Source organism: Azospira inquinata (genome assembly GCF_018905915.1).
Classification (GTDB): Bacteria; Pseudomonadota; Gammaproteobacteria; order Burkholderiales; family Rhodocyclaceae; genus Azospira; species Azospira inquinata.
Genome location: NZ_CP064782.1, coordinates 1,671,838 through 1,696,187, shown reverse-complemented (window position 1 = coordinate 1,696,187; position 24,350 = coordinate 1,671,838). Strand labels below are relative to the sequence as shown.

The 24,350-nt window shown below is 64.9% G+C and carries 23 protein-coding genes and 1 tRNA gene; 10 read left to right on the top strand and 14 right to left on the bottom strand.

Features of this window, described 5'->3' with window-relative positions; all coding sequences use genetic code 11:
• The first annotated feature begins 190 nt into the window (after positions 1-190).
• A complete protein-coding gene (locus Azoinq_RS07765; protein ID WP_216130313.1) occupies positions 191-1,585 on the top strand; it encodes a pentapeptide repeat-containing protein in 1,395 nt (464 codons plus the stop codon).
• Positions 1,586-1,730: 145 nt separating this feature from the next.
• Here Azoinq_RS07765 and Azoinq_RS07760 read toward each other — a convergent pair whose 3' ends face one another.
• The 4 genes from Azoinq_RS07760 to purT all read right to left on the bottom strand — a co-directional run bounded on the left by Azoinq_RS07760 (position 1,731) and on the right by purT (position 5,703).
• Positions 1,731-2,453 carry a transglycosylase SLT domain-containing protein gene (locus tag Azoinq_RS07760; RefSeq protein WP_216130315.1) on the bottom strand — a complete coding sequence of 241 codons (723 nt, stop codon included), beginning with the start codon at positions 2,451-2,453 and terminating at the stop codon, positions 1,731-1,733.
• Between the two features lie 408 nt (positions 2,454-2,861).
• Positions 2,862-3,197, bottom strand: a complete 336-nt coding sequence (locus Azoinq_RS07755) for a hypothetical protein (protein ID WP_216130317.1) — start codon at positions 3,195-3,197, stop codon at positions 2,862-2,864.
• A gap of 147 nt (positions 3,198-3,344) precedes the next feature.
• The gene (mutY, locus tag Azoinq_RS07750; RefSeq protein ID WP_232368441.1) at positions 3,345-4,469 is read right to left on the bottom strand and encodes an A/G-specific adenine glycosylase; all 1,125 of its coding nucleotides are present in this window, start codon (positions 4,467-4,469) and stop codon (positions 3,345-3,347) included.
• 7 nt (positions 4,470-4,476) lie between these two features.
• The gene (gene purT, locus Azoinq_RS07745; protein WP_216130319.1) at positions 4,477-5,703 is read right to left on the bottom strand and encodes a formate-dependent phosphoribosylglycinamide formyltransferase; all 1,227 of its coding nucleotides are present in this window, start codon (positions 5,701-5,703) and stop codon (positions 4,477-4,479) included.
• Between the two features lie 170 nt (positions 5,704-5,873).
• Here purT and Azoinq_RS07740 point away from each other — a divergent pair, with 170 nt between their 5' ends.
• From Azoinq_RS07740 to ppk2, 3 genes are all read left to right on the top strand, one after another.
• Positions 5,874-6,401 (top strand): flavin reductase family protein, encoded by a 528-nt coding sequence (locus Azoinq_RS07740; RefSeq protein WP_216130321.1) that lies wholly within the window; start codon positions 5,874-5,876, stop codon positions 6,399-6,401.
• 104 nt (positions 6,402-6,505) lie between these two features.
• A tRNA-Gly gene (locus Azoinq_RS07735) sits at positions 6,506-6,579 on the top strand.
• 174 nt (positions 6,580-6,753) lie between these two features.
• Positions 6,754-7,989: a polyphosphate kinase 2 gene (gene ppk2 / locus Azoinq_RS07730; protein WP_216130323.1), complete on the top strand. Its 1,236-nt coding sequence runs from the start codon at positions 6,754-6,756 to the stop codon at positions 7,987-7,989.
• 257 nt (positions 7,990-8,246) lie between these two features.
• Here the strand turns inward: ppk2 and Azoinq_RS07725 are convergent, their stop codons facing one another.
• On the bottom strand, positions 8,247-9,398 hold the full coding sequence (locus Azoinq_RS07725; protein WP_216130325.1) for an ABC transporter substrate-binding protein: 1,152 nt from the start codon (positions 9,396-9,398) through the stop codon (positions 8,247-8,249).
• Between the two features lie 163 nt (positions 9,399-9,561).
• Here Azoinq_RS07725 and thiS point away from each other — a divergent pair, with 163 nt between their 5' ends.
• The 4 genes from thiS to trmB are packed head-to-tail and all read left to right on the top strand — an operon-like array spanning position 9,562 to position 12,912.
• Positions 9,562-9,762, top strand: a complete 201-nt coding sequence (gene thiS / locus Azoinq_RS07720; RefSeq protein WP_216130327.1) for a sulfur carrier protein ThiS — start codon at positions 9,562-9,564, stop codon at positions 9,760-9,762.
• Positions 9,763-9,771: 9 nt separating this feature from the next.
• Positions 9,772-10,557, top strand: a complete 786-nt coding sequence (locus tag Azoinq_RS07715) for a thiazole synthase (RefSeq protein WP_216130329.1) — start codon at positions 9,772-9,774, stop codon at positions 10,555-10,557.
• A 13-nt stretch (positions 10,558-10,570) separates the two neighbouring features.
• Complete coding sequence (locus tag Azoinq_RS07710) at positions 10,571-12,175, top strand: hypothetical protein (protein WP_216130330.1); 1,605 nt, start codon at positions 10,571-10,573, stop codon at positions 12,173-12,175.
• Positions 12,172-12,912, top strand: coding sequence for a tRNA (guanosine(46)-N7)-methyltransferase TrmB (gene trmB, locus Azoinq_RS07705; RefSeq protein ID WP_216130332.1), 741 nt, complete (start codon positions 12,172-12,174; stop codon positions 12,910-12,912). Before Azoinq_RS07710 ends, trmB begins: the two co-directional genes overlap by 4 nt.
• A 224-nt stretch (positions 12,913-13,136) precedes the next feature.
• On the opposite strand, the gene ubiT is transcribed toward trmB, so the two are convergent.
• The 8 genes from ubiT to argS all read right to left on the bottom strand — a co-directional run bounded on the left by ubiT (position 13,137) and on the right by argS (position 20,343).
• Complete coding sequence (gene ubiT, locus Azoinq_RS07700; protein ID WP_216130334.1) at positions 13,137-13,625, bottom strand: ubiquinone anaerobic biosynthesis accessory factor UbiT; 489 nt, start codon at positions 13,623-13,625, stop codon at positions 13,137-13,139.
• Position 13,626: 1 nt separating this feature from the next.
• The gene (locus tag Azoinq_RS07695; RefSeq protein WP_216130336.1) at positions 13,627-14,556 is read right to left on the bottom strand and encodes a U32 family peptidase; all 930 of its coding nucleotides are present in this window, start codon (positions 14,554-14,556) and stop codon (positions 13,627-13,629) included.
• A gap of 114 nt (positions 14,557-14,670) precedes the next feature.
• On the bottom strand, positions 14,671-15,687 hold the full coding sequence (gene ubiU / locus Azoinq_RS07690) for a ubiquinone anaerobic biosynthesis protein UbiU (protein WP_216130338.1): 1,017 nt from the start codon (positions 15,685-15,687) through the stop codon (positions 14,671-14,673).
• A gap of 195 nt (positions 15,688-15,882) precedes the next feature.
• The gene (locus Azoinq_RS07685; protein ID WP_216130340.1) at positions 15,883-16,272 is read right to left on the bottom strand and encodes a sulfite exporter TauE/SafE family protein; all 390 of its coding nucleotides are present in this window, start codon (positions 16,270-16,272) and stop codon (positions 15,883-15,885) included.
• A gap of 100 nt (positions 16,273-16,372) precedes the next feature.
• Positions 16,373-17,173 carry an SDR family oxidoreductase gene (locus tag Azoinq_RS07680; protein WP_216130342.1) on the bottom strand — a complete coding sequence of 267 codons (801 nt, stop codon included), beginning with the start codon at positions 17,171-17,173 and terminating at the stop codon, positions 16,373-16,375.
• An 82-nt stretch (positions 17,174-17,255) separates the two neighbouring features.
• Positions 17,256-17,888, bottom strand: coding sequence for a thiol:disulfide interchange protein DsbA/DsbL (locus tag Azoinq_RS07675; protein WP_216130344.1), 633 nt, complete (start codon positions 17,886-17,888; stop codon positions 17,256-17,258).
• A gap of 13 nt (positions 17,889-17,901) precedes the next feature.
• Positions 17,902-18,594, bottom strand: coding sequence for an SPOR domain-containing protein (locus Azoinq_RS07670; RefSeq protein ID WP_216130346.1), 693 nt, complete (start codon positions 18,592-18,594; stop codon positions 17,902-17,904).
• Positions 18,595-18,609: 15 nt separating this feature from the next.
• Entirely contained in the window at positions 18,610-20,343 is a 1,734-nt protein-coding gene (gene argS / locus Azoinq_RS07665) for an arginine--tRNA ligase (protein WP_216130348.1), read from the bottom strand.
• A gap of 176 nt (positions 20,344-20,519) precedes the next feature.
• Here argS and ubiB point away from each other — a divergent pair, with 176 nt between their 5' ends.
• Entirely contained in the window at positions 20,520-22,061 is a 1,542-nt protein-coding gene (gene ubiB, locus Azoinq_RS07660; RefSeq protein ID WP_216130350.1) for a ubiquinone biosynthesis regulatory protein kinase UbiB, read from the top strand.
• Between the two features lie 227 nt (positions 22,062-22,288).
• Complete coding sequence (locus Azoinq_RS07655) at positions 22,289-23,536, top strand: MFS transporter (protein WP_216130352.1); 1,248 nt, start codon at positions 22,289-22,291, stop codon at positions 23,534-23,536.
• Between the two features lie 209 nt (positions 23,537-23,745).
• Here the strand turns inward: Azoinq_RS07655 and Azoinq_RS07650 are convergent, their stop codons facing one another.
• Entirely contained in the window at positions 23,746-24,348 is a 603-nt protein-coding gene (locus Azoinq_RS07650) for a flavodoxin family protein (RefSeq protein ID WP_232368439.1), read from the bottom strand.
• Between the last annotated feature and the right edge of the window lie 2 nt (positions 24,349-24,350).

Genomic DNA, 24,350 nt, shown 5'->3' with positions numbered 1-24,350 from the left:
GCTAGACTAGTCAAGAGGCGTTCAACTCGAGCCCTTAAAACGGCACTTCCTGAAATTTTCCAGCAATTTCAGGAGTTTTCTTCTCGCTGAAACCGTACGCTCCCCCTTTAGATTTTATGTGATCGACGGCCTACATCCACCCTGCTAATATGCCATTCAATTTCCATCTTTAAAAAAAAGGTCTTAGACCATGCCTTGCCAATTTTCTCTTGGTTATGTAGGCACCTTTAAACCCGAAAAGACATCAGAAGAAAGTTCCACAAATTCTTTTGGAAGCAAGTGCCAATTCGATTTCTTTGACGAAAATCACTTGATCATACTGGAAGGAAAAAAATGGTGCCCCTTCCATTTACCACTAGTTGATTCTCATGGCCATGACACAGAAAAGAAAAATTGGAATCATGAAAAACAAGACCACTACAAAAGCTTACTCAACAAATACATTGAGGAGCAGATAAAAAAGGAAGCCCCTATAAATCTTAGCGGGCTAATCTATTGGGGCAAATTTACTTTTCCCAAGATAAAAGCGGTTAGCCTCGACGGTACCCAAGGCGAGCCTTACCAAAACATTCCAGAAGTAGCTCTAGACAAAGCTTATTTCCCTAACGAGGTCGATTTCAGCCGCCTCTATTTTTTCAAGATAGTCTATGCCAGATATACCACTTTCAATGGCGACGCAAACTTTTCGTTAACGCAGTTTGCGGACGATGCCAACTTTTCTGATAGCGCATTCAACGGAAATACTATATTTGTCAAATCCAATTTCAAAAAAACTGTTAGATTCAGAGGGGCGCAATTTGAAAGCTACCTCAATTTTATTGGCGCTTCGTTTGACGGAATCGCAGATTTCTCACTACACAATCATATAAGACTAATAAAAACACCCCTGTTATCAGAAAATCCATTAAGGGGGGCTTTTTTCAAAAATGCTAGATTCCTCGGCCACGCAATATTTAATGACAGAATATTCACACTTGGGCCGGACTTTGAAAACGCTCAGTTCTCAATTGCGCCATGGTTCTATAACAGTACGTTTCATCAAAGCGTCAATTTTGACGGCGCAAAATTTCGTGACCCAGGCTACAGCACAGCCGATCACTCCTACCGCGCATTAAAACTTGCCATGGAGAAATTAGGTGCACGCGATGAGCAAGCGATGTTCTTTGCGCTGGAGCAACAAGCCCGGGCCAGGAAATCTATAACGCCAAAGTCAATAAAATTTTTCTCCCACTTATATGGTCTAACTTCTGACTATGGCCAAAGCTTTGTACGCCCACTTCTTTGGTTATCCTTAGCCGCCATCTTTTTTGGCTTTATCTACACAATAAATCTGCTATTCCTAAAAAGCGATCAATCACTTTCTTTTTACTTCATCGCCAATTTCACTTTAGAACAACTAACGCGCCCCTTTTTAATCTGGGCTCCCGATTCTTTAGTAAAGTTAGGAATTTCCTCGAATCCCACCATAGAGCCAACCGGGGCTGAGCTAACACTAAAAATCTTTTCTACCCTGCACACCCTAATATCTATCGGCCTATTCACGCTTACATTATTAGCTCTACGGCGCCGATTTAAGCTCGATTGAATCCCCCCCAAAACCCAAAAAAGCCGGAAAGGAAACTCCCGAAGTTTCCTTCCCGGCTTTTTGTCCGGATGCTGCGCCCGGGACCTCTTGCTTTTCCCGGGCCGGTGTTACTGCCCCGGCACCGCCACGGTACCGGAGGGGCGGCTTAGCCGCGCCGGATGCGGCGGGCGGCCGACTCCAGGCGTTGCTTTTCCGCCAGGACCCTAGCCGCGTAGGCCTGGTCCTCGTCATCGGCGGCGCCGGCAAACTGTTGCAGGCCTTCCACCAAATCCCCGTTGCGGCGGATGTACTCCTTGAGGGCCTTGGCCCCCACTCGCACATTGGTCACCGGGTCCAGCAAGGGGGCTTTGCCCGCGCCGGCGGGGAGCTTGTCCTTGTGGAAGCGGGGAATGACCTGCATCAGCCCCTGGGCGCCCATGACGCTTTGGCTCAGGGGGTTGAAGCCCGACTCAATGCCGATGACGGCAACGATGAGCAGGGGGTCCAGATGCAATTCCGCACTGGTGGTCTGCACCGCCTGGAACACCGGACGCATGGCGTCGGCGGACACTTTGTAGCGGTGTGCCACGTAGGCCAGGGCGCCCCGCATACGGGGCGACAGGCTTTCGCCAGCCGAGGTGTCGGCGGCGGCACGGGTAACCTTTGCCGCGGGGGCGGCGGCAACGGTGGCCGGGGTGGCATCGGCCGTTTCGGCGGATGCTTCAACCACGGCGGGTTCGACCTCTGCCGGAGCAGGGTCGTTGTTTCCCCATACGGGGATCAGGGCGGCCAGCAATGCAAGGCCGGCGGCGATAAGACAGATCTGCAGCAGACTGGACACGCTCAGGGCGCGGGCAGTCGAGGCTTTGAGTGAGATCGTCGTAGACATGCTCTCTCCTTTCCTGTGGTCACCAACCCGCGACAGGAACAAACGAAACGTCGCGAGAGATATGGCAACAGTGGGGTTCAACACATGGCGGCGGGAACGCCAGCAAGCCGGCCCGGTGGCGGGATTGGTCAGTTAAGGCCTCGGGGTGAGGCAATCAGGACCGGCTTGATTACGAAGGTTGCCAAAGGGGCAACGGGGCGCACTATATTGATTCTATTGACATTTGTCAAGCCAGGGGGCTTTCGGCCCCTGCCCGGCGCCCTCCGAGAGGGGGCCAAAGCCGCAAGGGGCAAGGCTCTCCCGGGAGGTGGGGGAAGACCGGGGAGGCCCGGGAAAAATGGGTAGACCGTCCCCCTTTTCCGTTCCCAACCGGGTCAGGTGACCCGGGCAAAACGGCTCAAAAATCCTTCAGCTGCAATGCCCGCCCTGCTGGAAGGGATCGAGGAAATTCTGGCAGATGAATTTACCTACCTTGCCCCGCCAGGTGCCGGGCTCGTGGTTCTTGTAATAGCTGATGCGCTTGGTCAGGGTGTAGCAGCCCTGGGGCGGCCACTGGAGAAAGAGCAGGACGGCGAAGGTGTAGTTGAAGACCAGATCCACCACAAAAGCGGTGAGGGCCAGGGGCACGGCCAGTACCTTGACCAGGGGAGTGGCCTGGTGCCAGCCCTGGTAGAGGGCCGCGCAGGCCAGGAACAGGACCCAGAAAACGTAGAGATAGAGGAAGAAAAAAGCGACGGAGGACATGACCAAGGCTCCCGAAGAGGGGAAGGCCGAACCCGGCGGATTCGGGGAAATTCCCCGGGACCATTGTCCCACGGCCCTCCCGGACTTGTCCGTGGCATATATGACATTTATTCCCACGCCCCGGGGGGAAGGGGGAAGGCGGCGGCCTCAGTTCCCGGAGGAGGCGGAGGGAGCCGCCTGGGCGCCTTCCAGCCCCAGGAGCAGCTTTTTGATGGGGGCAGGTAGGGCCGCTTCCCCCACCCGGGACCAGGGCAGCCATTCCCAGCTCCCTTCCCGGAGCATGCGTTCCGGCCCCACCCGGCACAGCCAGGGGCTCAGGATCAGGCGGAAATGGGTGAAGGTGTGGCGCAGGGGCGGCAGGGGTGCCGCTGCCAGCAGATCCAGGCCCAAACGCTGGGCCTGGGCCGGGGCGGATTCCTCCGTCCCCGCTTCCGGCAGAGTCAGCAGGCCGCCCCAGATGCCGCTGGGGGGACGACGCTCCAGAAGAATGCGTTCCCCGTCGTGGAAAATGCAGGCACTCACCTGGCGTTCCGGCACCGCCTTGCCCGGCTTACCCTCGGGCAGCTCCTCCTGGCGCCCTTCCCGACGGGCAACGCAGTGTTCCTGAAGGGGGCAGAGTACGCAGGCCGGTTTGCTCCGGGCACAGAGTCCGGCCCCCAGGTCCATGATGCCCTGGGTATAGGCCACCATGTCCGGCGCCTCAGGCAGCAGGGCTTCCGCCAGGGCCCAGAGTCCCTTTTCCACCCTGGGGCTGCCGGGAAAACCGGCAATGCCGAAACAGCGGGTCAGCACCCGCTTCACATTGCCGTCCAGAATCGCCGCCCGGCAATCGAAGGCGAAGGCGCCGATGGCCGCCGCCGTGGAACGGCCAATGCCGGGCAACTGGGCGATCAATTCCGGAGAGGGAGGAAAGTGGCCGCCGTACTGGGCGCAGACGGCCACGGCACAGGCGTGGAGATGGCGGGCCCGGGCGTAGTAGCCCAGACCGGACCACAGCTCCAGCACCCGTTCCAGGGGGGCCGCCGCCAGGTCCGCCAGGGTGGGAAAGGCCTCCAGGAAACGGGCGTAGTAGGGAATCACCGTACTCACCTGGGTCTGCTGGAGCATGATTTCCGAGAGCCAGATACGGTACGGGTCCCGGGTATTCTGCCAGGGCAGGTCGTGGCGCCCTTCCCGGCGCTGCCAAGCCACCAGCCGGGAAGCGAATTCCCGGAGGGCGGCGGGGTCGGCGGGGGGCAGAGGGACCGGAAGGGCCCGGGGGGTGGGGGCCAAAGGGGGCTTAACGGCCGTTGCCGCCGCTCACCGGGCGCACCTGGCTGGCGGCCAGCTTGGCCCGTTCCCGGGCCTTTTCCACCGTTTCCCCGCTGGCCAGGGCCACCCCCATGCGGCGCTTTTTAAAGCTCTGGGGTTTGCCGAACAGGCGCAGGTCTGTGCCCGGCACCTGGAGGGCTTCCGCCACCCCTTCAAAGGCGATGCCCGTCTCTTCCAGGCCACCGTAAATGACCGCAGAGGCCCCCGGGTTGCGCAGGGTGGTATCCACGGGCAGGCCCAGAATGGCCCGGGCATGGAGCTCAAATTCGGAGAGGCGCTGGGTGGCCAGGGTCACCAGCCCCGTGTCGTGGGGCCGGGGGCTAACCTCGGAAAACCATACCTGATCGCCCTTGACGAACAGTTCCACGCCGAAAATGCCCCGGCCGCCAAGCCCGGCGGTAATGCGATGGGCGATATCCCGGGCCTTTTCCCGGGCACCGGCAGACATGGCCTGGGGCTGCCAGGATTCCACGTAATCCCCGTTCAGCTGATGGTGGCCGATGGGGTCGCAGAAGGAGGTTTCCACCTGGCCCGTGGTGCCCAGGGCCCGCACCGTGAGCTGGGTGATTTCGTAGTCGAAGTCGATAAAGCCTTCCACGATCACCCGGCCCTGATCCACCCGGCCGCCGGATTTGGCATAGTCCCAGGCAGGGGCCACTTCGGCGGCGCTGCGCACCAGGCTCTGGCCCTTGCCGGAGGAGGACATTACGGGCTTGACCACGCAGGGGTAGCCGATGCCGGGCTGGCTGTCCGTGCCGTCGATGGCAGCCTGGAGTTGATCCAGGGAATCGGCGAAGCAGTATGGGGAAGTGGGCAGGCCCAGCTCTTCCGCCGCCAGACGGCGGATGCCTTCCCGGTTCATGGTGAGACGGGCGGCCCGGGCCGTGGGAATCACCTCCGTCAGGCCTTCCGCCTCGATCTGCACCAGCATGTCCGTGGCGATAGCCTCGATTTCCGGCACCACCAGATGGGGCTTTTCCAATTCCACCAGACGGCGCAGGGCAGCCCCGTCCGTCATGTCGATCACATGGCTGCGATGGGCCACCTGCATCCCGGGGGCATGGTCGTAGCGGTCCACGGCGATCACCTCGACACCCAGGCGCTGCAAAGCGATAATGACTTCCTTGCCCAGTTCGCCGGCACCCAGCAGCATGACGCGGGTGGCGGAGGGACTCAAGGGTGTACCGATTCTCATGGGTTCTCTCCCGTCTGGTTTTGTCGCCGCAGCACACACACTGGGCCTGGACGCCACGGACCGCAAGGGCCCCCGCGAAGGGGCAGCCCACCTATTCCGGTCCGGCGCTGGCGTAAGGTCGCAAATTTTAACACGCCGCTTTTTTCCCACCCCTCACCCACCGTCACACCATGAACGCCACCGCCCCCTTTTCCGTCGCCAGCCCGGCGGCGCCCTTTGACAGCCGTAGTTTCCGCAACGCCCTGGGCAGCTATGCCACGGGCGTCACCGTGGTCACCGCCCTGGGCCCGGACGGCCGCCCCCTGGGGCTCACCGTCAATTCCTTCAGCTCCGTCTCCCTAGAGCCGGCCCTCATTCTCTGGAGTCTGGCGGCCCAGTCCCCCAGCCGGGAAGCCTTCGTCCAGGCCAGCCACTTCGCCGTCAATGTGCTGGCTCTGGACCAGGAAGCCCTCTCCAACCGCTTCGCCTCCCGGGCCGAGGACAAATTCGCCGATCTGGACTGGGCCCCGGGCCTGGGGGGCGCGCCCCTGCTGCCGGGCTGCTGCGCCACCTTCCAATGCGCCAATGAGGCCCGCCACCCCGGGGGAGACCACCTGATTTTCATCGGCCGGGTGGAAGCCTTTGAGCACCAGCCGGAACGCTTGCCCCTGGTCTTCCAGGGCGGAGCCTACCGGCAGCTGGCGCCCCTGGGCCGCTAAAGCTCGACCGCCCCGCCCGCCGGGCCCATCCGGCGGGCGGGGATAAAAGGCAGGGGCGGGGCTTCCCGCCGCCGCCGCTTTGCTCTACAATCCGGTTCCTCTTAGCGGGCGTCGTATAATGGTATTACCTGAGCTTCCCAAGCTCATGAAGAGGGTTCGATTCCCTTCGCCCGCTCCAGCTTTCCCCCTCCGCTCCATTCCCCGCCTTACCCCCACCCTTCGTTTTTCCTCCCCGTTTTTCCTGTTTAAGGTTTCTGGCTCTACGCCTGTCAGCCAAGCCCCAGGCCCCTGAGCGGCCAATCCCTAGTTTGGCGACCATCCCCATGGCGGCGCTTTCGGCGCACAATAGGACATGGTCGAGCCCCCGGGTTCCGACCCCTTGGAAACCACCCGCGAGAGGAGATGCACGTTGCCTGAAAAACCCCAATCCCCCAGCACCGTTCCCAGCACTGTCCGCAAGACCAAGAGCGTCGCCCCCAAGGCCGTGCCACCTCGCGCTGCCAAGGCCGGTGACGTGGCCCCGGCCCGCAGCCAGGGCGGCATCGAAAAATTCGTGGTGGGCCAAGCTGTGGCTGCCGCCCAGACCTCCAAGGCCGTGGCGGTGAACGACATTATTAAGACCGTGGCCAAGGAAGGCCTGGGCGGCGTGGCCGAAACCCTGGGCGCCATTGTGGCCGGGGCTTCCCCGGACGATGTGAAGGCCCTGCGCAAGGCCCTTTTCCAGGATGAGGAAAAGCAGCCGCCAAAGCGGCCCATCAGCCCGGATGAGGAATTAGCCGAGGACTGGCGTAATGGGGGCTATCCCTACAAAAACCTCATGTCCCGGAAGAATTACGAAAAGCAGAAATACCACCTCCAGGTGGAACTGCTGAAGCTCCAGGCCTGGGTCAAGGAAACGGGGCAACGGGTGGTGATTGTCTTTGAAGGCCGGGACGCGGCAGGCAAGGGCGGCACCATCAAGCGCTTCATGGAACACCTGAATCCCCGGGGCGCCAAGGTAGTGGCCCTGGACAAGCCCTCCGACGTGGAAAAGGGCCAGTGGTATTTCCAACGCTACATCCAACACCTGCCCACCGCCGGAGAAATCGTCCTGTTTGACCGGTCCTGGTACAACCGGGCCGGGGTGGAACGGGTCATGGGCTTCTGTAGCGACGAGGAATACAACGAATTCATGCGCCAGACGCCGGAATTTGAACGCAATCTGGTGCGCAGCGGCATTCACCTGATCAAGTTCTGGTTCTCCGTCAGCCGGGAAGAGCAGCGCCGCCGCTTCAAGGAACGGAAAGACCATCCCCTGAAGCAATGGAAGCTGTCCCCCATCGACCTGGCCTCCCTGGATAAGTGGAACAACTACACCAAGGCCAAGGAATCCATGTTCTTCTACACGGACACGGCGGATGCCCCCTGGACCGTGGTCAAGTCGGACTGCAAGAAGCGGGCGCGGCTCAACGCCATGCGCTACGTGCTCTACAAGCTGCCCTACACCAACAAGGACGCCACCGCCATCGGCCGCCTGGACCCCCTGCTGGTGGGCCGAGCCAATGTGGTGTACGAACGGGGCGAACAGGGCGGCCCGGTGGTGTTTTAAAAAAGGCGATGGCCGGAGAGACGCCACCACGGGCCTTTCACGGTGTCCAGCCCCCTGCCCATTCGGGGCGGGGCGATAAAAAACGGCGGGCAATTCCCGCCGTTTTTTTGCGTTCCGAGCCGCCGCAGCACATCTCTGCCCTGCTGGGGGCTGGGGGCTGGGGGCTGGGGGCTGGGGGCTGGCGGGTGCGGGTGCGGGTGCGGGTGCGAGAAGCAAGAAGAGAAACCGAGCAACAAGGGCGGAGAAACCCCGCCGCCTCAGTCCGGCGTCAGAACCCAGTGGCCCTGGCGCAGCTGCATCATGGCCCGGGGCAGGGGCTCGGGGCCGTTGTGATTATCCCGGGTAAAGCGGTAGATGCCCTGGCAGCCCGCCAAGGGGGCACCGTGTTCCAGAGCATTACGCAAGGCCTGACGAAAGGCCGGGGTGCCGGGATGACCGTGGGTCAGGGCCTGGGGCACGGCGGCCTGGAGCAACAGGCCCGCGTCGAAGACATAGCCGCCGAAGGGTTCAGGGGCCACCCGGTAACGGGCCCGATAGGCCTGGGCGTAAGCCGCCACCTGGGTCGCCAGGGGATGGTTGGGGGGCAGCTGGTCGGCCACCAGCACCGGATTAGCCACCATCCAGGTGCCTTCCGCCACCTTCCCCGCCAGCAGGGGGAAGGCCCCCAGGGACGCCCCCATGGTCTGATAGATGGGGCCCCGGTAACCCTTGTCCCGCAGGGAAACCTGGGGCAGCAGGGCGGGCAGGCCGGAAGCGGCGATCAACACCCCGTCCGGCTTGGCCGCCATGGTATTGAGCACCTGGCCCATCACCGTCTGGTCCATGCGCCCGTAGCGTTCCGTCAGTAGCAGATGCACCCCAGCCTTGGGCGCCGCTCCTTCGATATACGAGCGCCAGCTTTCCCCGTAGGTGTCCGTAAAGCCGATCAGGGCCAGGCGCCGCACCCCGTGGCGGGCCATATGGCGCAGGAGCACGGTGGACAGGCTGGCTTCGCTCGGGGTCAGTTTGAAAGCCCAGCGTTTACGGGCCTCCAGGGGCTGAACCACCAGGGAGGAGCCCGCCGGGGTGAGCATGGGCACCTGGGCATCGGCGACGAAATCCAGGAGTGCCAGGGAGGCGGGGGTGGTGGTGGGGCCGATCAGGGCATCCACCCCGGGGGCCCGGAGCAGGGCCCGGACCAGGGCCACGGTGCGCACCGGGTCCGAGTTATCGTCCAGCACCACGTATTCCACCGGCTCCCCGCCGATGCGCCGGGGCAACAGCGCTACCGCGTTGCGCTGGGGCAGTCCCAGGGCGGAGGCGGCGCCGGTGGCGGAAACGATGACGCCGATGCGCAGCACCGCCCCGGCGGGCTGGGCAGCCCCCCACAGCAGTATTGCTCCCAGCAACAGGCCCAGCCACCGATACATATTTGCCGTTCCGTCGTCTCCGGCGTGCGCGCCGCTTTCCCGGCCCCCGGCGGGAGCCTTCATGGAAACGGCATTATAACCATGGAATAGGGCCCAACCTGTGCACTAATGCCCGAGGCGGCAGGCAGCTTCCCGAAAGGCCCGTGGTAAAATCACCCCCCTCATGGAAGTCACGCTCAACGGCGAAATCCGCCATTTCCCCGCCGCCCTTACCGTCGCCCAGCTGGTGACGGAACTGGGCTATACCGGCAAACGCATCGCCGTGGAAATCAACGGCGACATCGTGCCCCGCGGACGCCATGCCGATACCCTGGTGGCGGCAGGGGACCATATTGAAATCGTCGTCGCTGTGGGCGGCGGCTAGGAGCTCTCCATGGATCAACTCGTCATCGCCGGCAAGGCCTACCGTTCCCGTCTCCTCGTGGGCACGGGCAAGTATCGGGATTTTGAACAGACCCGTCAGGCCATTGAAGCCTCCGGCGCGGAAATCGTCACCGTGGCCATCCGCCGCATGAACATCGGCCAGGACCCCAGCCAGCCCAATCTGCTGGAAGTGCTGCCCCCGGACCGCTACACCATTCTGCCCAACACCGCCGGCTGCTTCACCGCCGAAGAGGCGGTGCGCACCCTGCGTCTGGCCCGGGAACTGCTGGACGGCCATAGCCTGGTGAAACTGGAAGTGCTGGGGGACCCCAAGACCCTCTTCCCCAACATGCCGGAAACCCTGAAGGCCGCCGAAACCCTGGTCAAGGAAGGCTTCCAGGTCATGGTCTACTGCGCTGACGACCCCATCCAGGCCAAAATGCTGGAAGAACTGGGCTGTGTGGCGGTCATGCCCCTGGCCTCCCTGATCGGCTCCGGCATGGGCATTCTCAATCCCTGGAATCTGCGCCTCATCATCGACAACGCCAAGGTGCCGGTGCTGGTGGATGCGGGGGTGGGCACCGCCTCCGACGCGGCCATCGCCCTGGAACTGGGCTGCGACGGGGTGTTGATGAACACCGCCATCGCCCACGCCCAGGACCCGGTGCTCATGGCCAGTGCCATGCAAAAGGCCGTGGCCGCCGGTCGGGAAGCCTTCCTGGCCGGGCGCATGCCCCGCAAGCTGTATAGCGCTGACCCCAGCTCCCCCACCACCGGCCTCATCGGCAAGCCCTGAGCGCCCTTTCCCCATGGCTTTCCCCCGGCGGCTGATTCTGGCCTGGCTCTGTGCCATGGCACCCTGGGGGGCCCGGGCCCAGGACAGCACCCTGCTTACCCCGGCCCAGCTGGAACTGCGGGAAGTGTTGCAGGCCCTGGACCCGCGCCAGTGGCTGCCCCGCCTGGTCACCCCCGGCTCCGCCGCCACCCTGCCCAATCCCCGGGGCCTGCCCCAGAAAGGGCGGGAGGGGGAAACGGCAGGGGAAACCACCGCCCCGACAGCGGCCCCCAACAGCCCCAGCGCCGAAGGGGCGCCGATGCCATCGACAGCCCCGGCAACTTCAACGGTCTCGACCGGAACGACCGCCCCTAGTCCTGTCTCGACAGGCCCCGCCCCACAGAGTTCAGAGGCCAAGGGCCCGGCCGCAGCCGACGCCAGCGTAGCGCGCCCGGCCCACCCCGTGGCCCCGGCGCCCCAGGAGGCCGCCCCCACGGCACCGCTCCCCGGCACCCCCTCCGATCTCCCAACGGCAGCGGCTGCGAACGCCGCTTCCCCCAACCCGCCTGGGCAAACGCCCGCCACCGGCCGCCAGGAAGCGGACGGCCCCTCCGCTGCACCTGCACCTGCACCTGCACCTGCACCTGCACCTGCACCTGCACCTGCACCCCAGCCTACGGCAACCACGTCTATCGCGCCTACCGAGCCTATCGCGTCAGCCACCCCTGCCGCTCCCGCCACATCTGGGGCCCCCGCCGCCCCCAGCAATCCGGCCTCCCCCTTTACCCCTGGCCCGTGGACCACGGCCACCCCGGTTCGTCCGGCCCCGGCCGCTTCGGACCCCCTGCCTCCCCTCAAGCCCGATCCCCAGCGTCTGGGCTATGCCTTTGACCGCCCGGCCATCCTGGCCCAGCAGACCCTGTTCGGCGTGGCCCACGGGGTCACCCTTCTGGCCCGGGCCTGCGCCCTGGTGCCCGGCCAAGCCGCCCCCAGCCAGGCCGCCTACCAGGCTTGGTGGGACAAAAACGGCCCCTGGGCGGAACAGGCGGAGCGGGATCTGGCCCGCTACTATTTCCACGACCGCTCCCCGGAAGCGGCCCGTCTGGCCCTGGTTAAGGCCTTGCAACTCAAGACTGAACTGGGTTTCGCCACGGATAGCCCGGCCCTGGCCGCCGCCTGCGCCACCCTGCCCCAGGCCCTGGAAAAGCCCCGCTATGATCTGGAACGGCTCTGGCTGGTGCGCCGGGACGGGGAACGGCTGCGCCGGGCCACGGAAACCCGGGAGGTGGTGGCCCAATGCCGCCGCAGCGCCACGGCAGAAGATCAGGCCCAGCTGGATAAGGCCCTGGCCGCCTGGGAACAGGACAACGGTCCCCTGGAGGCGGAGGCGGTGCAGCGCCTCACCCAGACCCTCACAGAAGCCGCCGGTCCCGAGCCCAAAGACCCGGCCAATGCCCCCGCCGACGCCCTGACCCGCTGGCAGGAAGCCTTGCGCCAGAATCAGCGCCAGCGCCTCGGCGATACCCCCGATCCAGCCCTCTGCGCCGCCCTGGCGGCCCCCGGCCCGGGGGGCCTGCAAGGCAGCCGCCACGCCCTTCGTTCCGCCTTCGACGTCAATAAGGAAATCCGTCAGCCATGAGCGACACCGCCGACCAGCCCCAGTCCCCCCTTTCCGCCCCGGCCCAGGAAGCCAGCGGCACCCATCCGGCCATCCGCAGCTTTGTCCTGCGCCAGGGCCGCATGTCCAACGCCCAGACCCGCTATCTGGAAACCATGATGCCCCGCATCGGCGTGCCCTACCGGCCTGAACGGCTGGATCTGGACGCCCTCTACGGGCGCCACGCCCCCCACATTTTTGAAATCGGCTTTGGCATGGGGGAAACCTCCGCTACCATCGCAGAAACCCATCCGGAAAACGACTACCTGGGGGTGGAAGTCCATTCCCCCGGGGTGGGCAGCCTGTGCAAGCTGGTGGCGGAAAAAGGCCTGAGCAACCAGCGCATCATCCAGCACGACGCGGTGGAGGTGTTGCGGGACATGATCGCCCCGGACAGTCTGGCCGGGGTGCATATTTTTTTCCCCGATCCCTGGCCGAAAAAGCGCCACCACAAGCGCCGCCTAGTGCAGCCGCCCCTGGTGGCCCTGCTCGCCTCCCGTCTGGCCCCCGGTGGCTATCTCCACTGCGCCACGGACTGGGAGGAATACGCTATCCAGATGCTGGAAGTGCTGTCCGGGGAACCCCTCCTGGAAAACACGGTGGATTCCCGGCAGGGCGGCTTCGCCCCCCGCCCGGACTACCGCCCCCTGACCAAGTTTGAACAGCGGGGCCTGCGCCTGGGCCACGGGGTCTGGGACGTGATTTTCCGGCGCAAATAGGTGTTAGGAAGAATCGCCCCACTAGGGCGAAGGCGATCAGCCACGGCGGCTCCAGGCCGACTGGCCGTCCCCGCTGCACTGCCCCAGGGAAAGTAACCCGGTCCTTGGGAGGACAACAAAAAGCCCCCGGCACCTCAATGCCGGGGGCTTTTTGTTGGAGTGGCAAGCTCAGACGACCACTTATCCGGGAGCCGGGCGGGGAAATAAGCGCCCCACAGACAACCTCAACCCAGGGTGGGACTGTGGTCCCGGCCCCCCAGGCGGGCCAGGAGGCCATCCAGGCCGGGCAGGCGGGGGGGCCATTCAATGGCGTCCAGCATGTTTTTCACCACCAGGCCCAGTTCCGTGTCCCCTTCAATGGACAGCTGGCGGTTGAAAAACAGGGTGTCCGGGTCTTCCTGGCGGGTGAGCAGTTGCAGGTAAGCGGCCAGGGCGGCCTGGAAGGTCAAGTCCGGGGTTTCCGGAGCGTGGAGCAGGGGTTTGAACCAGCCCCCCTGGTAGGTGAAGTTGGCGCTGCCCCCCGTATCCGTCACCACCACCCGGAAGGTCTTGCCTTCCAGGACGCTCAGGCTGTCTTCCGCCAGCAGGCCCAGGCGCCGGGCCCCGTTGAGGGCGCCGCAGAGGGCCAGGGAATGGGGCCACTGGGGCAGGCGCTGGCCGATGCGGGCCACCAGGGCGGGAAGTTGGAAAGTGGGAATGGTGAATTGGCTCACGTCATGCTCCTTGGGGCGCCGGAGCGCCGGATGCTTGCAACGATGCTTGTAGGGCCGGGTCCTGCCAGTCGATGCCGGGACGGCCAAACCAGTAGCCGTCACAGAAACCGTTTTCCGCCCAGGCCGGATCGGCGCTCACCGCCTCACCGCGCCGGGCCTGATCGAAGGCCTGAAGAATGGCGCCAGTGTAGCCGGGTTGGGGGCTGATGCGCAGCAGATCAATGCCCATCTGGGCCATTTCCCCCACCTGACCCAGGAGATTGTGGGTCTGGCCGGACATGGTCTGAATGCCGTTGATGGTGAGGAAGGGCTGTTTCTCCCGGGTGTACAGGGTGATGCCCTGGTCGTGCTCCAGGCACTTGAACTGGCAGTCATCCTTGTTCAGGTTGTAGCGCCGGGCGGTGAAACAGCGGGCGGAGAAGGCCAGGGGCAGCTTGCCGAAGGCGAACACTTCCGTTTCCACGCCCTTGGGGCGGCTATGGTGCAGGGGGCCCACCAGGTCCCGGCCCGCTTCCAGGGGCGGCACCCAGCGGCAGGCCCCCTGGCTGGCGAAATAGGCCAGGGCGGCTTCGTTGTAAATGTTCAGATGGGGCCCGCAGACAAAGGGCAGATTCCGTTCCCGGGCCAGGCTCACCGCCCCCAGGTCATTGGCTTCCAGCTTGCACTGGCCTTCTTCCAGGAGGCGCCGGAGGAATTTCAGATCGCTTTCCGATTCCATCAGGGCCTGGGAGGAAATCACCACCTCCTTGCCCGCCTCCGTCAGATCCCGGGCCAGACCGATCCAGTCCTGGCTGCGCATCTGCTGGCGCCGGGAACAGACCACTTCCCCCAGATAGATGACTTCCGCCGGGGAGGCCACCATGTCGGCGTAAAAGGACAAGACCTCCTGCTTGGGCCAGAAAAACAGCAGGGGACCGAGGGCTAATTTCATGGATGAATCCTCTCGCAAGCACGCCCCTCCCGGGGAAGGGCCGCCCCCATCCGGGCCGCGGGGGCCGGGCGGGGGAAATGAATCGGGGAAGACAAGACGGGGCCTGAGCCAGGCTTAGCGCCAGGGCCGGTTATAGGCCCCCAGGGTGGCCTGCTGACCTTCGGAAACCTTGGTCAATTCGGCCTGCCAGGCGGGCTGCACCTGGTAACCCTCGGCCCCGTTACGGCCCAGGGCGTCCAGGGCCGCCCGCAGGGTGCGGGTCACCTGGGCGGTGTAGGTGGGGCTGCGCTGGCGGCCTTCCACCTTGATGGCCCCCACACCGATTTTCACCACCTCGGGGAGGATGGAGAGCACATTCAGGCTGGTGGGCTCTTCCAGGGCGTAATAGGTTTCCCCTTCCACCTGGAAGCGGCCCTTGCAGAGGGTGGGATAACCGGCGTTTTCCCCGTCCCCGTAGCTGTCGATGAGAATGCCGTTAAGCCGGGCGTCCATGTGTCCGGGATTTTTCTCCCAGCGCACGTACTTGGCCGGGGAACAGGCCCCCACGGTATTGGGAGATTCGCCACAGGCGTAGGAGGAAAGCCAGCAGCGCCCTTCATTCATGACACACAGGCTGCCGAAGCCGAACACCTCGATATCCACTTCCGTGTGTTCGATAACCGTGGCCACCTGGGCCAGGGTCAGCACCCGGGGCAGCACCGCCCGCTTAATGCCGAATTCCCGCTGGCAGAAATTTACCGCCTCGTAATTGGTGGCCGAGCCCTGAACGGAAAGGTGCAGGCGCAGGTCCGGATGCCGGTCCCGGGCATAGGCCAGAAGGCCCACGTCCGCCATGATCACCGCATCCACCCCCAGGTCCGCCGCCCCATCCACTGCCTTGCGCCAGGCGTCCACCCGGCCCGGCTGGGCATAGGTGTTGATGGCCAGGAGCACCTTGCGACCCCGGGACTGGGCGTAGCGAATGCCCTCGTGGAGGGTTTTGTCGTCGAAATTGAGCCCGGCAAAATTGCGGGCATTGGTGTCGTTTTTAAAGCCCAGATAGACGGCGTCGGCGCCGTTATCCACCGCGGCTTTCAGGGCAGGCAGGCTGCCCGCCGGGCAGACCAGCTCGGGCAGGGAGGCTTGGGGCATGATGATTCACGGGCACTTTGGGAAGTGGGCAGTATAGGGCGCCCCCGGCTTAAGCCCTTGATTTTGGTCAAACCCCGCCCGAATCGGCTTTTTTCTCCCCCACAGCCGATGGATACCCGGCTCCGGCCTCCCCGGAAGGAACCGGGGCCGTCCGGGCGGGGGCGCCCCAAGCCCCAGGATCAACGGCCCAGGCCATCAGCCTAGCAGGGTACGCAGGGCACTCACCGTCATGTAGCCGCCGATGCCCACCACAAACAGGCCGAAGAGCAGGCGCAGCTGGACGCCCCCCAGGTAATTGGCCACCTGGCCCCCCAGCCAGCCCCCCACAAACAGGGCCACCGCCACCAGGATGGCAGCGCGGAAATCCACATTGCCCTCCCGGTAATAGGCCAGCACCGCCCCCAGGCCCACGGGAGGCAGGAGCACGGCCAGACTGGTGCCGATGGCCATATGTTGGGAAAAGCCGGCCAACAGCACCAGGGCAGGCACAATCAGCACGCCGCCGCCGATGCCGAAGAGCCCGGAGGCGACGCCGGAAGCCAGGCCGATGGCCAGCAACAACCAGGCATTGGCGGGAATAGGCATAAGGGACTCCCAGAAGTACAGAAAAGGGAAAGGAAGGGCCGCATATTAGCATCGACTGATGCCCTATTTCCGGCGGCCCACCGGGGACCGAGGGCCTGGCCTACAGGGGCAGGCCCCGGGGTTTGCGGGGTGCCCGGGTGAACAGCCGGTCGTAGAGCCAGTTGGGCAGCAAACGCAGGAGCTTGGCCACCACCCCCATGGGCCAGGGGATAACCGTGTAGGAAACGCCCCGCTCTATGGCCCGGGCAAAGCGCCGGGCCGCCTCCGGGGCGGGCAGCAGGAAGGGCATGGGATAGGGGTTGATGGCGGTCATGGGGGTGGCGATATAGCCCGGGGCAATGGTCACCACCCGAATGCCTTGGGGCCCCAGTTCCAGGCGCAGGGATTCCAGATAGGCGATGGCCGCCGCCTTGGAAGCGGAATAGGCGGCGGCCCCGGGCAGGCCCCGGATGCCCGCCACGGAGGCAATGCCCACCAGACGCCGGGGCCGCCCGTCCGCCAGGGCCGCCATGGGAGCCACGAAGGGGGCGAAGGTGGCCGCCAGGCCATTGACGTTCACCGCCATGACGCGGCAGAAGGCCGCCAGATCTTCCCCCCCCGCCAGGGTGCCCACGGAGACCCCAGCACAGCCGATGACCAGATGGGGGGCGCCAAAGCGGTCAATGAAATCCCGGGCGGCGGCTTCCAGGGCGGCGGCGTCCGTCACGTCCGCCCCGTAGCAGGCCGGCTCCCCGGGCAGTTCGGCGGCCAGGCTTGCCAGCACCTCCCGGCGCCGGGCCACCAGCCCCTGACAGGCGCCCTGCCCGGCGTAATGGCGGGCCAGGGCGGCACCGATGCCGCTGGAAGCGCCGGTAATAAAGACCCGCAGGGGAACGGAGGAGGAAGGGGAATCCGGGGACATGGGCGACTCCTAAAAAAATCGCCCGGCACAGGTCCGGGCGACGTTGGCTAGCATGGCCGGGCATAGCCCGACCGGCGTGGCCTTATTTTTTGCGCTTTTTGTCGGCCCGGGCTTTTTCGATGGCCCGATCCGCACCGCTCAGCAATTCGGCAAAGGGCTTGTCCTTAATCAGGTAACGGCCATCCACCGCCAGCATGGGCACCCCATCCACCTGATAGGCCTGGGACATCTGGTCGGCCCGGGTCATTTTGCTTAAGGTGGTGAAAGAGCCCATGAGATCGGCCAGCTTCTTGCCGTCCGCCCCCTGCTTATTGGCCCATTCGGTCACGCCCCGGGTGTCGAACAGATTGACGCGCTGGACGTGGATGGCGTTGAACACGGCCCCGTCCAGACGATGGAGTTCGCCGCTTTCTTCCAGGGCGTAATAGAGCTTGCCCACATTGGCCCAGGCGGCCCGGCCAAAGGACACGGGCACCCGCTTGAAGACCACGTCGGCGGGGAGTTTTTCCGCCCACTTGGTGACCATGGGATTGAATTCGTTGCAGTGGGGGCAGCCGTAGGAAAAGAACTCGATGACCTCGATCTTGCCGCCGCTGCTGGTGGCCTGGGGCGGATTGAGAAGCTGGTAGTCAGCGGCGGCGGCCGGGGACAGGGTGGCCCAGCAGGCGCCCAGTACCAGGGCAGTGGAGGCCAACAGGCGTTGCATCAGATTCATGGGGATTTCTCCGTCAGTCTTTGTTTTTGACCAGGGATACGTCAATACCGGCCTTGGCCAGATCCTGGCGCACCCGATTCACGTCTTCGATTTTGCTGAAAGGTCCCAGGCGTACCCGGTACCAGGTTTTATCCCCCACCATCACCTGCTGTACTGCCGCTTCCACCCCCATCATGGCCAGATTGGCCTTCTGGTTATCCGCTTCGCCCGCCTTCTGGAAGGACCCGGCCTGGAGCACGAAATTGCCCTTGCCGCTGTCCTTGCTGGCGCTATCCGTCTTAGTGCTGTCCTTGCTGTCCCCGTCCTTGGCGCTGTCTTTCTTGGCGTCCTTGGACTTAGCGTCGCCCTTGTCGTCCTTCTTAGCGTCCTTGCTGCTGTCCGCCTTGGGATCGGGCACCGCATCCGCATTGCCCGGGAGAATCTTGTAGAAATCAAAGCGGGGCTTGTCCGACACCGGGTCCCCCGGCTTGCCCGGCAGGGCCATGGGCGGCTGGGCCTGGGGATTGGTGGAAGGCTGGGCGGCGGCGGTCTGATCCGGCGTCTGATCCTTGCCCTGGCCCTTGAAAGGCGAGGGCCCCTTGTACACGTAGAGGGCCACGGCCAGGGCCACCACCACTCCCAGCACCAGGCCGATGAACACACCCATGAGGGTGCTGCCGCTGGAACGGGGTTCCGGGGCTTTGCGGGGTTTCATATCGCGGGTCATGAATGGATTCTCTGCTTACATGGAAGTGGGGCAGGTGACGCCGAGCAGGCTCATCCCGTTGCGGATCACCTGGCGCACGGCGGCAGCCAGGGCCACCCGGGCATCCCGCAGGCCGGCGTCTTCCACCAGCATACGTTCCGCATTGTAGTAACTGTGGAAATCGGCGGCCAAATCCTTGAGATAGAAGGCCACCAGGTGGGGCGCCAGTTCAGTGGCCCCATTGACGATGATTTCCGGGAACATGGCCAGCTTGGCGGCCAGGGCCGTTTCCCGGGGCAGGGAGAGGAGGCCCATATCCGCATCCTTGAGGTCCGCCTCATGGCCGCCCCACTGGTCGATCACCGAGCACACCCGGGCGTGGGCGTACTGGATGTAATAGACCGGATTTTCGTTGGACTGGCTCTTGGCCAGGTCCAGGTCGAAGTCCAGATGCTGGTCGGACTTGCGCAGCACGTAGAAGAACCGGCAGGCGTCGTTGCCCACCTCTTCCCGCAGCTGGCGCAGGGTGACGAATTCCCCAGAACGGGTGGACATGGAGGCCTTTTCCCCGCCCCGGTAGAGGACGGCGAACTGCACCAGGGCCACATGGAGTTTTTCCGGGTCCAGGTCCAGGGCTTGCAGGGCACCCTTCACCCGGGGCACGTAGCCGTGGTGGTCGGCGCCCCAGACGTTGATGATGCGGTCAAAGCCCCGTTCGTACTTGTTCAGGTGATAGGCTATGTCGGAGGCGAAGTAGGTGTAGAGACCGTTGTCCCGCTGCACCACCCGGTCCTTTTCATCGCCGAAGCTGGTGGAACGGAACCACTTGGCCCCGTCCTGGATGTAGATGTGACCGCCTTCTTCCAGGCGGGCCACGCAACGGGCCACCAGGCCCGTGTCGTAAAGGGATTTTTCCGAGAACCAGACGTCGAAATGGACGCCGAATTCGGCCAGATCGGCTTCGCCGTCCGCCCGCTGTTCGCTCAGGGCGTAGTGGTGGATGACGGTCCATTGGTCGCCCAGAAGCTTCTTGGCATTGGCGATCAGGCCGTCCAGATAGGCTTCCTTGTCCACTTCCACATCCGGCACACCGGCGTAGATGGCGGCCACGGGCCGCTGGAACTTGGCCCCATGGGCAGCTTTCAGCTGCTCGCCCATGTCCTTGACGTAGTCCCCCTTGTAACCGTTGGGGGGGAAGGCCACCGTATCTCCCAGGGCTTCCAGGTAGCGCAACCAGGTGGACACCCCCAGGATGTCCATCTGCCGGCCCGCGTCATTGACGTAGTATTCCCGGGTCACATCCCAGCCGGCGTAGGCCATCAGGGAGGAAAGGCTGGCCCCGTAGGCGGCGCCCCGACCATGGCCCACGTGGAGAGGCCCAGTGGGATTGGCGGAGACGAATTCCACCTGGAGCTTGCGGCCGCCGCCCACCTGGGACCGGCCAAAGGCTTCGCCCTGTTCCAGGATGGCGCGGACCACGGCGGTCTTGGCGTCAGCCTTGAGGGTGAAGTTGATGAAGCCGGCACCGGCGATATCCACTTTTTCCACCCGGGAGGAAGGGGGCAGCTCGGCCACCAGCCGCTGGGCGATTTCCCGGGGGCTCTTCTTCAGGGGCCGGGCCAGTTGCAGCGCCAGATTGGTGGCAAAGTCCCCGTGGGCCTCCTGCTTGGGGCGTTCGAGGACAATGGTCGTTTGCGCCTCGCCGGGGGCAACACTGGAAAGGGCGGCCCGGAGCAGGTCGGATAGATGGGTACGGATATCTTGGGTCATTCGCAACAGCGGCAAACAGAAGGTGTAAAGGGCGGATTATACCTGTCCCGGCGCCGCCGGTTCCCCCTGTTTCTGGTATCCTCGCCCACGATGCCGGGAAGAGACGAGGGGCGTCCCCCGCCCCGTTCCCTCCCGCGCTCCCTGCCCCCCGGGCCGTCCTCCTATACCGATCACCCATGCGTCTGCTGCGCCTCGCCAAAATCTTCGCCGTCGGGATCCGCTACGGTCTCGATCAGATGTTGCTGGAACATGAACCCACGGGCCACGCCCGGGGTCTAGCCCGACTCTCCCGCAGCCTGTTTTTCTGGCGTCACCTGGAAGCCCAGACCGAGGCGGCCCGCCTGCGCCTGGCCCTGGAAGCCCTGGGCCCCATTTTCGTCAAATTCGGCCAGGTGCTCTCCACCCGGCGGGATCTACTGCCCCCGGATCTGGCGGATGAGCTGGCAAAGTTGCAGGACCAGGTGCCCCCCATTCCTTCGGACCAGGCCGTGGCCGAGGTGGAAAAAGCCTACGGCAAGCCCCTGGAGCAGGTCTTCGCCCAATTCGACCGGGAGCCGGTGGCCTCCGCCTCCGTGGCCCAGGTCCACTTCGCCCGCCTGCACAATGGCCGGGAAGTGGCGGTCAAGGTGCTGCGCCCGGGCATGCGCTCGGTTATCGCCCACGACATCGCCCTGCTGGAAACCCTGGCCGGGCTGGTGGAAAAGCTCTGGGCCGACGGCAAACGCCTGAAACCCCGGGAGGTGGTGGGGGAATTCGCCAAGCATCTCTACGACGAACTGGACCTGATGCGGGAAGCGGCCAACTGCTCCCAGCTGGGCCGGAATTTCAAGAACTCCCCCCTGCTCCTGGTGCCGGAGGTGTACTGGGACTGGTGCACCCCCTCCGTCATGGTCATGGAGCGCATGGTGGGCACCCCGGTGGGCCAGATCGAGCGCCTCAAGGAACAGGGCATCGACCTGAAGGCCCTGTCCCGGGCCGGGGTGGAAATTTTCTTCACCCAGGTGTTCCGGGACGGCTTTTTCCACGCCGACATGCACCCGGGCAACATCTTCGTCCATGGGGACGGGCGCTACATTGCCCTGGATTTCGGCATTGTGGCCACCCTCAACGACAACGACAAAAACTACCTGGCCCTCAATTTCCTGGCCTTTTTCCGCCGGGACTACAAGCGGGTGGCGGAAGCCCACATTGAATCGGGCTGGGCCCCGCCGGAAACCCGGGTGGATGAGCTGGAAGCCGCCATCCGGGCGGTCTGCGAGCCCATTTTCGACCGGCCCCTGAAGGACATTTCCTTCGGCAAGCTGCTCCTGCGCCTGTTCCAGACCAGCCGCCGCTTCCACGTGGAAATCCAGCCCCAGCTGGTGATGCTGCAAAAAACCCTGCTCAATATCGAAGGCCTGGGGCGCCAGCTGGACCCGGATCTGGACCTGTGGAAAACCGCCAAACCCTTCCTGGAAAACTGGATGGGGGATCAGATGGGCTGGCGGGGCTTCCTGCGCAACCTGAAAAACGAGGCCCCCTACTGGGCCCGCACCCTGCCCCAGATTCCCCGGCTGGCCCACCAGTCCCTGGCCCGGGCCGCCCGACCCGAGGAAGAAACCCGGGCCCAGATGGCGGAACTGCGCGCCACCCTGGCCCGCCAGGACCGCTGGCTGCACCTCTTGCTGCTCCTGGCCGCCGGGGCCCTGGCCCTGGAGGCGATGCGCTATCTGGCGTAAGGGGGAACGCCGTCCGCCCACCGGTTTCCCCGGGCCCGTCAGTACGGCTTGCCGGGGTAAAAACTCCCGGGCCAGGGCAGGAACCGGCCCCCTTCTGCCCCGCTCCGGAGCGGGCACCAGCCCGGCGTCTATGGAAGAACACCGCCCCCACCGGGCGCCACGCCTGAGCCTTGCGCTCCCTCAGCCCTGACCCTTTCCCCTCCCCTTTTCTGCCCCCCGAGTCGCCCATGGTCAGCCCTGCGCTCTCCCACCCCCCATCGCCCTTCGACCTGCCCCCCTTCCGCCGCTTTCTCGCCGCCCGGGTGGCCACCACCATGGCCTACCTCATGGTGGCCGTGGCGGTGGGCTGGCAGGTTTATGACCTGACCCGCCGCCCCCTGGATCTGGGCCTGGTGGGCCTGGCCCAGTTCATCCCGGCCCTGCTCCTGGTGCTGGTGGTGGGGCTGGTGGCGGACCGCTATCCCCGCCAGCGCATCGCCGCCCTGAGCCAGGGCACCGGGCTCTTCATCTGCCTGGCCCTGGCCCTGCTGAGTGGCCTGGGGCTGATCCGGGAAACCCTGATTTTCGCCCTGGTCTTCGCCATCGGCGCCTCCCGGGCCTTTGAATCCCCCACCATGCAGGCCCTGGCCCCCAGCCTGGTGCCCACGGACCTGTTTCCCCGGGCCGCGGCCTGGTACGGATCCGCCACCCAGGGGGCGGTGATCCTGGGCCCGGCCCTGGGGGGGCTGCTCTATCTGGCCGGTCCCACCACGGTGTACGGAGTGGCCGCCGGGCTTTACGCCCTGGCCGCCGGCCTCACCGCCGGGCTGCCCCAGAGCAAGGCGGCGCCCCGGGCCCCGGCTCCGGTGGGCCTGGAGAGCCTGTTCGCGGGCATCGCCTTCATCCGCTCCCGCCAGGTCATGCTGGGGGCCATTTCCCTGGACATGTTTGCCGTGCTCCTGGGGGGCGCCACCGCCCTGTTGCCGGTGTACGCCCGGGACATTCTCCACACCGGCAGCTGGGGCCTGGGCCTGCTCCGTTCCGCCCCGGCCATCGGCGCCGTGACCATGGCCCTGGTTCTGGCCCGCCATCCCCTGAAACGGGGAGTGGGGCGGATTATGCTCAAGGCGGTGGCGGTCTTCGGCCTGGGCACCCTGGTTTTCGCCCTGTCCCCCTGGTTTTCCCTCTCCCTCCTGGCCCTGACCGTGATGGGGGCGGCGGACATGATCAGCGTGGTGGTGCGCTCCTCCCTGGTCCAGCTCCAGACCCCGGATGCCATGCGGGGCCGGGTCAGCGCGGTGAACGCCATGTTCATCGGCACCTCCAACCAGCTGGGGGAATTCGAGTCCGGCCTCACCGCCGCCTGGTTCGGCACCGTGCCCGCCGTGGTCCTGGGGGGCCTGGGCACCCTGGCGGTGGTGGCCCTGTGGTGGCGCCTCTTCCCCCGCCTGCGGGACGCGGACCGGCTGGAGGCGGAGGCCGACCCGGGGAGCTGATTGGGCCCGGCCCAGAGCTGGTGGAGCTGGTGCGAGCCGGCGGGAGCCGACCCAGGCAAAACAAAGCGGGACCTAGGGCTGACGGGAGCCGTCAGCGCCCATAAAAAAAGGGGGCCAAGCCCCCTTTTTTCATTGCATCCCTTGCCCCGGTCCGGCCCGGCGTGCGCTCCCGCACGTCGCCCAGGGCTGGGCACGGTGCCTGACCCGGTTTAGGCCAGAGCCTTCCGCCCCACGGCCAGTTCCAGAGCCACCCGGGCCACCCGGGCGCCCAGGTGTTCGGCGGTCTTCAAGTCCGAAGCGCTGGGCGCCTGATCCGGCCCCTGGTCCGCATTGGACTGGGCCCCGGCGCCGAGGAAATAGCTGTCCCGGTTGAGGGCTTCCTGACTGGTGGTGGAGCTGTTGTTGCCCGGGGGCAGGCCCAGATTGACCCAGTGCATTTTGTGCTGGGCGGCAAAGAGGGCGAGCTGGATCAGGCTGGAAAGCTTGTCTCCGGCGTGGGACGCGGAATTGGTAAAGCCCGCCCCCACCTTGTTGGCCCAGGTGCCGCCCTTGGCGAACACGGCGTGGGAGGTGGCATCCATGAAGGCCTTGAACTGGGCGGAAACGCTGCCCATGTAGGTGGGAGCGCCGAAAATGATGGCATCCACCGTTTCCAGAGTGTCCCAGTACTGGTCGATGTCTTCCACCTTCACCAACAGGCTGTCGCAGCCGGTCAGGGTGCGGGCGCCCCGGGCCACGGCCTCCGCCTGGCGGGCGGTGTGCCCGTAACCGCTGTGATAGACCACGGCCACCCGAATGTTCATGTCGCTCATGC